Annotated in this window: 12 protein-coding genes; 6 read left to right on the forward strand and 6 right to left on the reverse strand. The window is 72.4% G+C overall.

Annotation, left to right across the window (positions count from 1 at the left end; translation table 11 throughout):
- Positions 1 to 118: 118 nt before the first annotated feature.
- From purM to AC1ROW_RS09105, 4 genes are all read right to left on the reverse strand, one after another.
- Positions 119 to 1,234 carry a phosphoribosylformylglycinamidine cyclo-ligase gene (gene purM / locus AC1ROW_RS09090; protein WP_493018559.1) on the reverse strand — a complete coding sequence of 372 codons (1,116 nt, stop codon included), beginning with the start codon at positions 1,232 to 1,234 and terminating at the stop codon, positions 119 to 121.
- Positions 1,235 to 1,350: 116 nt separating this feature from the next.
- Positions 1,351 to 2,961, reverse strand: coding sequence for an amidophosphoribosyltransferase (gene purF / locus AC1ROW_RS09095; RefSeq protein WP_493018560.1), 1,611 nt, complete (start codon positions 2,959 to 2,961; stop codon positions 1,351 to 1,353).
- A 33-nt stretch (positions 2,962 to 2,994) separates the two neighbouring features.
- The gene (locus AC1ROW_RS09100) at positions 2,995 to 3,486 is read right to left on the reverse strand and encodes a hypothetical protein (protein ID WP_493018561.1); all 492 of its coding nucleotides are present in this window, start codon (positions 3,484 to 3,486) and stop codon (positions 2,995 to 2,997) included.
- Between the two features lie 61 nt (positions 3,487 to 3,547).
- On the reverse strand, positions 3,548 to 3,904 hold the full coding sequence (locus AC1ROW_RS09105; RefSeq protein WP_493018562.1) for a sterol carrier family protein: 357 nt from the start codon (positions 3,902 to 3,904) through the stop codon (positions 3,548 to 3,550).
- Positions 3,905 to 3,971: 67 nt separating this feature from the next.
- Between AC1ROW_RS09105 and purD the strand changes: the two genes are divergently transcribed.
- A complete protein-coding gene (purD, locus tag AC1ROW_RS09110; RefSeq protein ID WP_493018563.1) occupies positions 3,972 to 5,234 on the forward strand; it encodes a phosphoribosylamine--glycine ligase in 1,263 nt (420 codons plus the stop codon).
- 91 nt (positions 5,235 to 5,325) lie between these two features.
- Here purD and AC1ROW_RS09115 read toward each other — a convergent pair whose 3' ends face one another.
- Positions 5,326 to 6,570 carry an FAD-binding protein gene (locus tag AC1ROW_RS09115; protein WP_493018564.1) on the reverse strand — a complete coding sequence of 415 codons (1,245 nt, stop codon included), beginning with the start codon at positions 6,568 to 6,570 and terminating at the stop codon, positions 5,326 to 5,328.
- A 169-nt stretch (positions 6,571 to 6,739) separates the two neighbouring features.
- Between AC1ROW_RS09115 and AC1ROW_RS09120 the strand changes: the two genes are divergently transcribed.
- The 3 genes from AC1ROW_RS09120 to AC1ROW_RS09130 all read left to right on the forward strand — a co-directional run bounded on the left by AC1ROW_RS09120 (position 6,740) and on the right by AC1ROW_RS09130 (position 8,599).
- Positions 6,740 to 7,207: a DUF6325 family protein gene (locus tag AC1ROW_RS09120; protein ID WP_493018565.1), complete on the forward strand. Its 468-nt coding sequence runs from the start codon at positions 6,740 to 6,742 to the stop codon at positions 7,205 to 7,207.
- An 18-nt stretch (positions 7,208 to 7,225) separates the two neighbouring features.
- Complete coding sequence (locus tag AC1ROW_RS09125; protein ID WP_493018566.1) at positions 7,226 to 7,576, forward strand: SHOCT domain-containing protein; 351 nt, start codon at positions 7,226 to 7,228, stop codon at positions 7,574 to 7,576.
- 120 nt (positions 7,577 to 7,696) lie between these two features.
- A complete protein-coding gene (locus AC1ROW_RS09130; RefSeq protein ID WP_493018567.1) occupies positions 7,697 to 8,599 on the forward strand; it encodes a phosphoribosylaminoimidazolesuccinocarboxamide synthase in 903 nt (300 codons plus the stop codon).
- Between the two features lie 6 nt (positions 8,600 to 8,605).
- On the opposite strand, the gene AC1ROW_RS09135 is transcribed toward AC1ROW_RS09130, so the two are convergent.
- Positions 8,606 to 10,501, reverse strand: a complete 1,896-nt coding sequence (locus AC1ROW_RS09135) for a heavy metal translocating P-type ATPase (protein WP_493018568.1) — start codon at positions 10,499 to 10,501, stop codon at positions 8,606 to 8,608.
- A 144-nt stretch (positions 10,502 to 10,645) separates the two neighbouring features.
- On the opposite strand from AC1ROW_RS09135, the gene AC1ROW_RS09140 reads away from it, so the two are divergent.
- Positions 10,646 to 11,338 (forward strand): RraA family protein, encoded by a 693-nt coding sequence (locus AC1ROW_RS09140; protein WP_493018569.1) that lies wholly within the window; start codon positions 10,646 to 10,648, stop codon positions 11,336 to 11,338.
- A 33-nt stretch (positions 11,339 to 11,371) separates the two neighbouring features.
- Positions 11,372 to 12,274, forward strand: coding sequence for a VOC family protein (locus AC1ROW_RS09145; RefSeq protein WP_493018570.1), 903 nt, complete (start codon positions 11,372 to 11,374; stop codon positions 12,272 to 12,274).
- The last annotated feature ends 94 nt before the right edge of the window (positions 12,275 to 12,368 follow it).

The following is a 12,368-nucleotide window of genomic DNA, read 5'->3' on the forward strand; positions in this document are numbered from 1 at the left end:
GCGGCGTCGCGAACGGAGGAGATCACCCGCCTGGAGGCCCCGGATCGCAGTGAACGGAGGAGATGGGCGGGTCCGGAGGGGCGATGTCCTCCGTTGGCGGCGCCCAGGTGCGGCGGGCTCAGGCCGCGTACGCCCCCACCAGCCGCACCGCGCCGCCGTCGACGCCCTTCGCGCCCTGCTCGAACCCGGTCAGGTCGCGCCCGGCCGTCGACACCGTACCAGCCGGCCAGGTCGGGATCCCGTCCGCCGTGATCGCGGCCGCGATCGCGTCAGCGGCCTCCGGCGCCACGACGGCGAACATCCCGATGCCGAGGTTCCAGGTGCCCTCCGACGACTCCAGGGTGCTGCCGGCGAGATCGCTCAGCACGCGGAACACCGGGCTCGGCGACCACGTGGAGCGGTCGACCTCCACCCACGAGCCGACCGGGAGCACGCGCGCCAGGTTCGCGGCGATCCCGCCGCCGGTCACGTGGCTGAGCGAGTGGACGGCGCCCGCGAACGCCGGGGTCCCGAGCACGCGCAGCAGCGGCGAGGTGTAGAGGCGAGTCGGCTCCAGCAGCGCCTCGCCCACGGTGCCGCCGAACTCGTCCAGACGGTCGGTGAAGGCGACGCCGCGCTGCGCGAGGATGTGCCGCACGAGCGAGAAGCCGTTCGAGTGGATGCCGGACGACGCCAGCGCCAGCACGACGTCGCCGTCGCGGACGCGCTCGGCGCCCAGGAGCTCGTCGGCCTCCACGGCGCCGACAGCGGCGCCGGCGACGTCGTAGTCGTCCGGGCCGAGCAGGCCGGGGTGCTCGGCGGTCTCGCCGCCGACCAGCGCCGTACCGGTCTCCTCGCAGGCGCGGGCGATCCCGGCGACGATCGCCGCGATCCGCTCGGGGACGACCTTGCCGCAGGCGATGTAGTCGGTCATGAACAGTGGGCGCGCGCCGACCACGACGATGTCGTCCACGACCATGCCGACCAGGTCCTGGCCGATCGTGTCGTGCTTGTCGAGCGCCTGCGCGATCGCGACCTTGGTGCCGACGCCGTCAGTGGAGGTCGCGAGCAGCGGGCGGCGGAAGGCCTTCAGCGCCGACACGTCGAACATGCCCGCGAAGCCGCCGACCCCGCCCAGCACCTGCGGACCCTGGGTGCGTGCGACGGCGGCCTTCATCAGCTCGACGGCGCGGTCGCCGGCGGCGGTGTCGACGCCGGCGGCGGCATAGGAGGAGGATGCGGATGGCTCAGTCACTGCTCCATGCTATCCGCGCACCTCACCCCCCGCCGACGCCATCCGTTCCGGAGTTGCGCACGCAACACGCCGGGGCGGAACGTGCAAAACTCCGGAACGGATGGTGGGAGGGCGCGCTACTCCTGGCGGCCGGGGTCGCCGTAGGCGATGAGTCGCTCGTACTCCGAGTCGGGACCGGGCTCGCAGCCGTCGCTCGTCGCGTCGGCGCCGGTATCGGTGGCCGCGACAGTTGCGGCGCGCTCGGCGGCCGCCTCCGCGGCGTCGTCGCCCGGGCGCTCCAGGAGGTTCTTGCCGAGGTGGTGCGCGTCGGGCAGCTCGATCGGGTAGACGCCGGTGAAGCACGCGGTGCAGAGGCGCTCGCGCGGCTGGTCGGTCGCGGCGATCATGCCGTCCTCCGACAGGTAGCCGAGCGAGTCGGCGCCGATCGACTGGCGCACCTCGTCCACGCCGAGGCCGGTCGCGATCAGCTCGGCGCGGGAGGCGAAGTCGATGCCGTAGAAGCACGGCCAGGTGATAGGCGGGCTGGAGATGCGGACGTGCACCTCGGCCGCTCCGGCCTCCCGCAGCATCGAGACGAGAGCGCGTTGGGTGTTGCCGCGCACGATCGAGTCGTCGACCACCACGAGGCGCTTGCCCTTGATGACCTCCTTGAGCGGGTTCAGCTTGAGCTTGATGCCGCGCTGGCGGATGGTCTGCGACGGCTGGATGAAGGTGCGGCCGACGTAGGAGTTCTTGACCAGCCCCTGGCCGAACGGGATGCCGGACGCCTGCGCGTAGCCGATCGCCGCCGGGGTGCCGGACTCGGGCGTCGGGATGACCAGGTCGGCCTCCACCTCGTGCTCGCGCGCGAGCTGGCGGCCCATCTCGACCCGGGCCTCGTAGACGCCGCGGCCGGCGATGGTGGTGTCCGGCCGGGCCAGGTAGACGTACTCGAAGACGCAGCCGGCGCGCTTCTCGGCGGCGAACCGCTGCGTGCGCAGGCCGTTCTCGTCGATCGCGATCAGCTCGCCCGGCTCCACCTCGCGCACGAAGCTCGCGCCGACGATGTCGAGCGCCGCGGTCTCGGAGGCGACCACCCAGCCGCGCTCCAGGCGGCCGAGCACCAGCGGGCGGACGCCCTGCGGGTCTCGTGCGGCATACAGGGTGTGCTCGTCCATGAAGACCAGGCAGAAGGCGCCGCGCAGCCGGGGCAGGACCTCCAGCGCCGTCGCCTCCAGCGTGTGGTCGAGGTCGCCGGTGAGCAGCGCGGTGACCACCGCGGTGTCGGTCGTGTTGCCGCGGGACAGCTCGCCGTCCAGTTGCGGGTAGCGGTCGTGAACGAGCTGCATCAGCTCGGCGGTGTTGGTCAGGTTGCCGTTGTGGCCCAGCGCGACGGTGCCGCTGGAGGTGCGGCCGAGGGTCGGCTGCGCATTCTGCCAGCTGGACGCCCCGGTGGTGGAGTAGCGCGTGTGGCCGACGGCGATGTGGCCGGTCAGCGAGTTGAGCGCGTTCTCGTTGAAGACCTGGGAGACCAGGCCCATGTCCTTGTAGATGAGGATCTTGCTGCCGTCGCTCGTCGCGATGCCCGCGGACTCCTGCCCGCGGTGCTGCAGGGCGTAGAGGCCGAAGTAGCTGAGCTTCGCGACCTCCTCGCCGGGCGCCCACACTCCGAAGACGCCGCAGGCGTCCTGCGGCCCCTTCTCACCGGGCAGAAGATCATGACTCAGACGACCGTCGCCTCCGGCCACAGCGGGCCCCTTTCTCGAGGAATGTCGGGATGTTCAGCTGTCGTCGGACGGGCGGGAGCCGTTGCCCCGCGGGTCGTCCGACTCGGGACCCGGCTCCGCGCCGCGCTCGGTGTCGAGCTCGGCGCCGGTGTCGGGAAGGCGCACGTCGATTCTATCCGCCTGCACGGTGCGGGCACGGCGGGTCACGGCCCGGTCGATCAGGAGGGCGACCAGCGCGCCGACGGCGACGCCGATCGTGGCGCAGATCGCCAGCAGGAAGCCGAAGACCTGGCCGCGGTCGTAGGTGGGGTTCGCCGGGAAGGCGAAGGTGAGGATGAGCGCGATGACGCCGAAGACGATGGCGCCGGTGAGCATGAACCGGAAGTAGCGCGGCGAGCGGTGCACGCGCACCTCGGCCGCGGTGACGGTGGCGTCCACCTCGGGGTCGGGCTGCGCAGAGGCACCGGTCTCCGGCTGCCCGGGTGCGGCGGTGTCGGCGACGCGCGCCTCTTCGGGCACGGCGGACTCCTCCGGGTTCGAGCTCATGCCTCCATTCTCTCGTACCGCACCTGAGCGGACGCCCACTGCGAGAGGGCTCCCGGCACGCTCAGTAGCGGAGCGGGAGGAGGCCGTCAAGGGTCGCGCGCTGACCCGACGCGTGGACCGAGCCGGAGGCGAGACCGTCCTCCCAGGAGAGGCTGCCGGAGGCCAGCGCCAGCCAGGTCGCGGCGTCGGTCTCGATCACGTTCGGCGGCGTGCCGCGGGTGTGCCGCGGGCCGGGGATGCACTGCACGGCGCCGAACGGCGGCACCCGCACCTCCACGGTGTTGCCCGGGGCGCGCTCGGCCAGGAGCTGCAGGAGGTAGCGCACGGCGGTCGCGGTGGTGTTGCGGTCGGCGCCCTCCGCGAGCGCGCCGCGGACCGCCGCGCCGCCGACCTCGTCGGTGATCTTCGCTCTGGCCATGCGTCCATCCTCGCACCGAGCCGTCACAGGTCGGACGGCCGGGTCCGCGCCCTCTAGCATGGGTCGCGTGAAGATTCTGGTCCTCGGTTCCGGTGCCCGCGAGCACGCCATCATCACCGCGCTCCTGGCCGAGGAGGCCGGGCACGCGATCGTCGCGGCCCCGGGCAACGCCGGGATCGCGGCGGACGTCCCGGTCGAGCCCGGCCTCGACCCGCTGGACGGCGCCGCGGTCGCCGAGTACGCGATCGAGAACGGCATCGAGCTCGTCGTGATCGGACCGGAGGCTCCGCTCGTCGCCGGCGTCGCCGACCCGCTGCGCACCCGTGGCATCCCGGTGTTCGGCCCGGGCCGCGCCGCCGCCCAGCTGGAGGGCTCCAAGACCTTCGCCAAGCGGATCATGGAGGAGGCCGGCGTCCCGACCGGCCGCGCCGCCCGCGCGAGCACCCTCGCGGACGCCGAGCGCGCGCTCGACGAGTTCGGCGCGCCGTACGTCGTGAAGGCCGACGGCCTCGCCGCGGGCAAGGGCGTCATCGTGACCTCCGACCGCGCCGCCGCCGTCGAGCACGCGCGCCACTACCTGACGCAGGGCGGCGTGCTGATCGAGGAGTTCCTGGACGGGGAGGAAGTGTCGCTGTTCCTGATCAGCGACGGCCACACCGTTCTGCCGCTGAGCCCGGCGCAGGACTACAAGCGCCTCCTCGACGGCGACGCCGGCCCGAACACCGGCGGAATGGGCGCTTACTCGCCGCTGCCCTGGCTGCCGGAGAACTTCGTGGACGAGGTGATCGACACCATCGCCCTCCCGACCGTGCGGCAGCTGGCCTCCGAGCAGACTCCGTTCATCGGCCTCCTCTACTGCGGGCTCATCGTGACGGCCAAGGGCATCCGCGTCATCGAGTTCAACGCGCGCTTCGGCGACCCGGAGACCCAGGTCGTGCTGCCCCGGCTGCTGACGCCGCTGTCGTCGCTGCTCTACGCGGCGGCCACGGGCGAGCTGTCCGGGATGCCGCGCCCCGAGTTCGCGTTCGACACCGCGGTGACCGTCGTGCTCGCCAGCGAGGGCTACCCGGAGGCGCCGCAGACCGGCCGCCCGATCACCGGGCTGGCCGAGGCCGCGCAGGTCCCGGAGGTGACGATCGCGCACGCCGCGACCGCCCTCGACAGCGACACCGGCGCGTTGCTCGCGACCGGTGGCCGCGTGCTCTCCGTCGTCGCCCGCGGCACGAGCTTCGACGAGGCCCGCGAGCGCGCGTACGACGCGGTCGCCCGCATCCACCTCCCCGGCGCCCAGTACCGCACCGACATCGCCGCCCGCGTCGCCCGCTCCTGACACCCCACCTGGCGCCGCCCAACCGCCGAGTACGCGAATAATCGGTCAGAAACCGCCGAGTACGCAGACAATCTGCGTACTCGGCGGTTTGCTAGCCGAGGAGGCGGGTGAGGAAGGGGTTGCGGAAGCGGGACTCGGGGTCGAGGGACTCGGCGAGGGCGCGGAAGTCGTCGAGGCGCGGGTAGAGCGACGGGACGACACCGTCGACGTCGAGGTAGAGCTTGCCCCAGTGCGGGCGCGCGCCGAGCGGAAGCAGCGCGGCCTCCAGTGCCGGGAGCACGGCCTCGACGCCCGCCTGGTCGCGGAACCAGGTGAAGTGGAGGCCGACCGCGTCCGTGCCGTAGGCGCTCGACAGCCACAGGTCGTCGGCGGCGACCGTGCGGATCTCGCTGATCTGCAGCAACGGCGCGATGACGGGGGCGAGCTCCCGGACCGCCTGGATGGCCTCCACCGCCCGGGCCCGCGGCACCAGGTACTCGGACTGGATCTCCTCGCCGTTCGACGGCGTGAACTCGAAGCGGAAGTGCGCGAGGCGCTCGCTCCAGGGGCCGACCACGCCGAGCTGCTCGGTCGTGTTGCGGACGTCCATCGCCGCGATCATGTGCCGCGCCTCGGTGAGCGCCGGCGCGCCGAAGAAGTCGTCGGCGATCGCCGTCGCGGCGCCGTCCAGCTCCTTCAGCCAGGCGAGCGAGACGGTGTCCTCGTCCCAGGTCGTGAAGAGCGAGACGCTGTACGCCGCCGAGGTGACCTCGTCGAAGCGGCCGGTCACGGCCTCCCACGGGACGCCGCCGAACAACCGCTGCCGCGCGTCGAAGGTCGGCCGGATGTCGAGCACGACCTCGGTCACGACGCCGAGGGCGCCCAGCGAGACCGCCGCGCCCTCGAATCCGGCGTCGCCACGGGCGATGTCCACGAGCTCGCCCGAGCCGGTGAGGATGCGCAGCCCCGCGACCGCTGTCGAGAGGTTGCCGTTGCGGTCGCCCGAGCCGTGCGTCGCGGTCGCGATCGCGCCGGCGACCGAGATGTGCGGCAGCGACGCGAGGTTGTGCAGCGCCCAGCCGGCCGCCTGGAGCTCACGGGCCAGGTCTCCGTAGCGCACGCCGCCGCCCACCGTCACCGTGCGCGCGTCCGGGTCGATGCGGATGTCCGCCGGGAGGCCGGACGTGCTGATGAGGAGTCCGTCCGTGTCGGCCAGGTCGTTGAAGGAGTGCCTGCTGCCGAGCGCGCGCACGGAGGTGGCGCCCGTCACGAGCTCGCGGAGCTCGTCCACAGTGGTCGGGCGCGCGATCCGCTGCGCCTGGTACTCGTGGTTTCCTGCCCAGTTCTTCTCGCCCACAGGGCTCCCTTCTCGACGTCGACGGTGATGTCCGCAGGGTCCCAGTCTAGGGATGTGACCGGGCACATTCCGCACCTCCGGCCTACCCGAAATCGGTCATTGCCGGGCTGAGTACGCCTGTGTATCGTCTGCCGTGAAAGCGGGACCGGCCCGCTGACGGAGGCGTGAGATGGCTGAATTCGAGTACGGCCCGGCGGAGTTCATCGTCGCCCAGTTCGACAACGACAGACCCTCGCCCGGGGTGGTCCAGGCCATCCTCGACCTGGTGGAAAGCGGCACGGTCCGCCTCCTCGACCTCGTGTTCGTGATGCGGCACGCCGACGGCGGGGTCGAGATCGTGGAGTTGGAGGAGATCGGCGACGAGATCGGCATGGCCGACATCACCCTGGAGGCCGGCGGTCTCGCCGGTGCCGAGGACGTGGACTCGATCGCCGAGCTGATCGAGCCGGGAACGACCGGCGCGATCCTGGTGATCGAACACCTCTGGGCGAAGGAGCTCGCCAGCAAGTTCTTCCAGGCGGGCGGCCTGGTGGTGCACAGCGAGCGCATCCCGGCGCCGGTCGTCAACGCGGTCGTGGCCGGGGAGTTCGAGGACTACGCGGAGTCCGACGCCGGTGTCGAGACGGTCGAGAGCTGAGAGCCGAGGAGTGGGGACATGCCTTTAGGACGAATGGGACGCCCGGGACTGATCGGGATGGCGGCGCGCACCGCCGTCGTGGCCGGGACGGCGACCGCCGTTTCGGGCAACGTGCAGCGGCGGCAGGCACAGCGCGAACAGGACAAGTACGAGCAACAGGCGTACGAGGAGCAGCAGCAACAGGCGCAGATGCAGGCGGCTGCTCAGCAGGCGGCCGCGCAGCAGGCGGCCGCGGCTCCGGCGGCGGCTCCGGCCGCGGCTCCCGCTGACGACATGATGGCGAAGATCCAGCAACTCGCCACCCTGCACTCGCAGGGGATCCTGTCCGACGAGGAGTTCACCGCGGCGAAAGCCAAGCTGCTGGCCTGACCGCCTAGCTGCCGAGTACGCGGATTGTCCGCGTACTCGGCACATTTCGCCTGAATTCGCGCGTACTCGACAGTTGCGTGCGGGACCACCGGCGCGTGGCGCGACCCCTACGATGGACGGGTGAGCGAACTGGCAGGCTGGAAGCACGTCTACTCCGGGAAGGTCCGCGACCTCTACGTGCCCGAAGGGGCGGAGGGGCTTGACGACACCGCCGCCGTCCTCGTGGTGGCCTCCGACCGGGTGAGCGCCTTCGACCACGTGCTCGAGCCCGGCATCCCGGGCAAGGGTGAGCTGCTCACCACGCTGAGCCTGTGGTGGTTCGACCGCCTGGGCGAGGTCCCGAACCACCTCATCCCGGATCACGTGCTGGACGGCGACCGCGTCGTGGAGCGCATCCCTGCCGAGGTCGCGGGGCGCGCGATGCTCGTGAAGCCGCTGGACATGTTCCCGATCGAGTGCGTCGTCCGCGGCTACCTGACCGGCAGCGGCTGGGCCGAGTACCAGCAGACTCAGAGCGTCTGCGGCGTCCCGCTCCCCGCCGGGCTCACGGACGGCGACCGGCTGCCGGAGCCGATCTACACCCCGGCGTGGAAGGCCCCGCTCGGCGCGCACGACGAGAACATCAGCTTCGAGCGCACGGTCGAGCTGGTCGGCCCGGAGGTCGCGGAGGAGCTGCGCCGGCTGTCCCTGGAGGTGTACGCACGCGGCGCGGCCATCGCGGAGGAGCACGGCGTCATCATCGCGGACACGAAGTTCGAGTTCGGCGCCGACCGCAGCACCGGCGAGATCACGCTCGCCGACGAGGTGCTCACCAGCGACTCCAGCCGCTACTGGGACGCCCGCACGTTCGCCACGGCCGCGACGCCGGCCGAGCGGATGGCGAGCTTCGACAAGCAGATCGTCCGCGACTGGCTCGCCGCCAACTGGGACAGGCAGGGCACGCCGCCCGAGCTCCCCGCCGAGGTGGTGGAGCGCACGGCCGCCCGCTACCGGGAGCTGCTGGAACGGCTGACCGGGGCGTAGCCGCCCCTACCGCGCCCGATCCGCCCCGCCGACCGGCACAGCCGGTCGCGCCCGCGCCTCCACCGCCTCCCGCGCGTCGAGCCGGCCGCCGATCGCCCGGAGCGCCGCGAGGATGGTCGCCACGTCGACCAGCTCCTGGATGAGCGCGCCCGCCGTCGCCGGGATGACGCCGAACGCCGCGATCAGCATCAGGACGACCGAAACCGCGATCCCGAGCCAGATGCTCTGCAGGGCGATGCGGACGGTGTCCGCGCCGATCCGCACGGCCCGGGCGACGCCGTGGATGTCGTCCACGAGGATCACAGCGTCGGCCGACTCGCTCGCCGCCGTCGCGCCCTTGGCGCCCATCGCGATCCCGACGTCGGCTGCCGCGAGCACAGGGGCGTCGTTCACACCGTCGCCCACCATGATCACCGGCCGCTCGGCGACGCCCGCGACCTCGGCGACCTTGTCGGCCGGCAGGCACTCCGCGCGCACGCGGGTGATGCCGAGTTCTGCGGCGATGTGCTCGGCGGTCTCGCGGGCGTCGCCGGTGAGCATCATCGTGTTGGTGACCCCGAGCGAGTCGAGTTCGCGCAGCGTGGCGGCCGCGTTCGACCGGAGCCGGTCCCTCGCGAGCAGCGCGCCGGCGAAGCGCCCGCCGATCGCGACGTAGACCGCCAGCTCGCCCGGCGCGATCGGGGCGCGCAACGCGTCGGGCGCGTGCTCGGCGACGAACGCGTACTTGCCGACCACGACCTCCCTTCCGTCGATGTCCGCCACCACGCCGTTGGTCGCGGCCTCCTGCGCGGAGCCGGCTTCGCGCAGCTCGAGCCCACGCTCCCGCGCCGCCTGGATGAACGACGCCGCGAGCACGTGGGAGGAGTACTGCTCGGCGCTGGCCACCGTCGCCAGGAGCTCGTCCGCGTCGAACGGCGGCTGCGGCCGCACGTCGCTGAGCGCCGGGGCGCCGTAGGTGAGCGTACCCGTCTTGTCGAACACGGCCGTGCGCGCCCGTGCGAGCTGTTCCAGCACTCCGCCGGACTTGACGATGATGCTGTTGCGCGCCGCGCGGCTCATCCCGCCGATGAACGCGACCGGGGCCGCGATGAGGAGCGGGCACGGCGTCGCCAGCACAAGGACCTCGGCGAACCGCACCGCGTCGCCGCTCAGCCACCACGCGATCCCGCCGAGCGCCAGCGAGAACACGGTGAAGGGCACCGCGTAGCGGTCGGCCAGCCGGACCACGGGCGCCTTGCTCTCCGCCGCCTGCGCGACCAGCGCGACGATCTGCTGGTACTGGGAGGACGCGGCGGTGGCCGTCGCCCGCAGTTCGACGGCCTGCTGCCCGTTCACCGATCCGCTCAGCACCTCGTCGCCCGCCGACTTCTCGGCCGGGATGCTCTCGCCCGTGATCGATGCCTGGTCGAAGGTGCCCCGGGCGGAGAGCAGGACCCCGTCGACCGGAACGATCTCGGACGGCCGGACGAGCAGCGCGGCGCCCACCGTCACCTGGTCGACCGGCACCTCCCGGTAGCCGCCGTCGACCACGAGATGCGCCAACTGCGGCGCGCGCGTGAGCAGGGCGTCGAGCTCGCGTTTCGCGCGGCGGTTGGCATAGTCCTCGAGCGCGTTTCCCCCGGTCAGCATGAGCACGACGAGCAGCGCGGCCACGAACTCGCCGACCAGCACCGTGGCGACGATCGCCGTGATCGCCAGGATGTCCAGGCCGAACCGGCCGTGCGCCATCGCGCGCACCATCCCCACCCCTTGCCACACGGCGACGGCCAGCGCGTAGACGCTGAACACCCACTGCACCAGCCAGCCCGCGCCAGCGAGCGCCAGCACGATGCCGACGACGCCGATTCCCAGCGTCAGCGTCACGACCCAGTACCGGCGGGCCAGCCGAACCATCCGTCTCATCGCACCTCCCGAGAACCATCCTTGGCCAGGCAGGCGCGCCGGAGAAGACCCGACCGGAATCCGGGGAGAAATCGCACGATGGACCCGGCTGTGGAGGACAGCCGCATTCTCCGGCTCGCATGCGCGGGGCGGTAGCGTCGCGACATGGAAACGAACGGCACCGCACACCTCCCCACCGCCGCCGTCGCCGACGCCGCCGTCCGCCTCGGCGTCCCCGTCGCCCCTGCCCCGGTCGCACTCGTCCCGCTCCTCCCCGGCCGTCCGATCTCCGGACCGGCCGCTCCCGTCACGCACCTCGGCAGCGTCGACGTCCTCCTGGAGACCATCGACGACGCCCCGCCCGGCGCTGTGCTCGTCGTCGACAACGGCGGCCGGCGCGACGAAGCCTGCGTGGGCGACCTGATGCTGCTCGAGGCACGGGAGGCCGGCCTCGCGGGCGCCGTGATCTGGGGCCTGCACCGCGACACCGCCCAGCTCCGGGAGATCGGCCTGCCGCTGTTCAGCCTGGGCGCGCATCCCTTCGGCCCGCGCCGGGTCCCGCCCGCCGGGAACGCGATGCGCACCGCGACGCTCGACGGCGTCGCCGTCACGGCCGACGACTGGATCGTCGCCGACGACGACGGCGTCCTCGTCGTCGGCGCCGAGCGCCGCGACGAGCTCTTCGCCCAAGCCCGCCGCATCCAGGCAGTGGAGGGCGCCCAGTCGGAGCGGATGCGGACCGGGACCACCCTGCGCGCCCAGCTCGACTTCACCCGCTACCGTGCGCTCCAGGCCGCCGATCCCTCGCTCACGCTCCGTCGCTATCTGGCCGAAACCGGCGGCGCGATCGAGACCTGAAATACATTCACCATCCCGTGCGTTGCATTACGCATGCCAGAACTTCTTCCCGCCGACTCCGCGATGGGAGCGGTGACCCTCCGCGTCGCCGACCTCGACGCAATGACCGCCTACTACCGCGACGCGGTCACGCTCTCCGTGCTCGCCGCCGAGGGAGGCCGCGTCATCCTGGGGCGCGGCGCGACGCCCTCGGTGATCCTGGAGCACGCGCCCGAACTCAAGCACGCCTCCCCCGGCGAGGCCGGCCTGTTCCACACCGCGATCGTCTTCGACAGCCAGGAGGCCCTCGCCGCAGCGGTGTACTCGGTGGCGCGCCGCGCGCCGGGCACGTTCACCGGCAGCGCCGACCATCTCGTCTCGCAGGCCTTCTACTTCACCGACCCCGAGGGGAACGGCGTCGAGCTGTACTGGGACCGCGACCGCAGCCAGTGGAGCTGGACGCACGGCCAGGTGGAGATGGACACGCTCTACCTCGACCCGAACGCGTTCCTGCGCGAGCACCTGACCGAGCGCGGCGCGGCGCTGGCAGAGCTCCCGGCGCTCGACGGTTCCACCCACACCGATGATCCGCGTTTCGGCGACGCCGTCGTCGGCCACGTGCACCTGTCGGTCGGGGATGTCGCGTCGGCGCGCGCGTTCTACGTCGACCGGCTCGGTTTCGAGGCCACGGCCTCGCTCGGCTCGTCGGCCCTGTTCGTCTCGGCCGGCGGGTACCACCACCACATGGCGATGAACACCTGGAACAGCCGCGGCGCGGGCGTGCGCCGGCTCGCGCTCGGGCTCGGCGAGGTGCAGCTCCGGCTGCCCGGCGCGGACGATGTCGGCGCGCTGACCGAGCGGATGCGGCACTACGGGGTGCCGACGCGGGACGACGGGCGATCGGTGTCGTTCGACGACCCGTGGGCGAACGTCGTGCGGGTGGTCGCGGAGGCGTAGCCGGCGGAGGACATCCGGCGCGACACGCCGCCGGGAAGCAGTGAAGGGAGGACTCCCCGGCCGAATGGGCCGGGGAGTCCTCCCTTGTTCACGT

The organism is Leifsonia sp. GW821-FHT13C09 (assembly GCF_058806435.1).

What these genes read in the sequence shown, in the direction of transcription:
- AC1ROW_RS09100 (WP_493018561.1), bottom strand. Translation starts at nt 3,486, where the DNA reads ATGAGCTCGAACCCGGAGGAGTCCGCCGTGCCCGAAGAGGCGCGCGTC.
- AC1ROW_RS09105 (WP_493018562.1), bottom strand. Translation starts at nt 3,904, where the DNA reads ATGGCCAGAGCGAAGATCACCGACGAGGTCGGCGGCGCGGCGGTCCGC.
- AC1ROW_RS09120 (WP_493018565.1), top strand. Translation starts at nt 6,740, where the DNA reads ATGGCTGAATTCGAGTACGGCCCGGCGGAGTTCATCGTCGCCCAGTTC.
- AC1ROW_RS09125 (WP_493018566.1), top strand. Translation starts at nt 7,226, where the DNA reads ATGCCTTTAGGACGAATGGGACGCCCGGGACTGATCGGGATGGCGGCG.
- AC1ROW_RS09135 (WP_493018568.1), bottom strand. Translation starts at nt 10,501, where the DNA reads ATGAGACGGATGGTTCGGCTGGCCCGCCGGTACTGGGTCGTGACGCTG.
- AC1ROW_RS09140 (WP_493018569.1), top strand. Translation starts at nt 10,646, where the DNA reads ATGGAAACGAACGGCACCGCACACCTCCCCACCGCCGCCGTCGCCGAC.
- AC1ROW_RS09145 (WP_493018570.1), top strand. Translation starts at nt 11,372, where the DNA reads ATGCCAGAACTTCTTCCCGCCGACTCCGCGATGGGAGCGGTGACCCTC.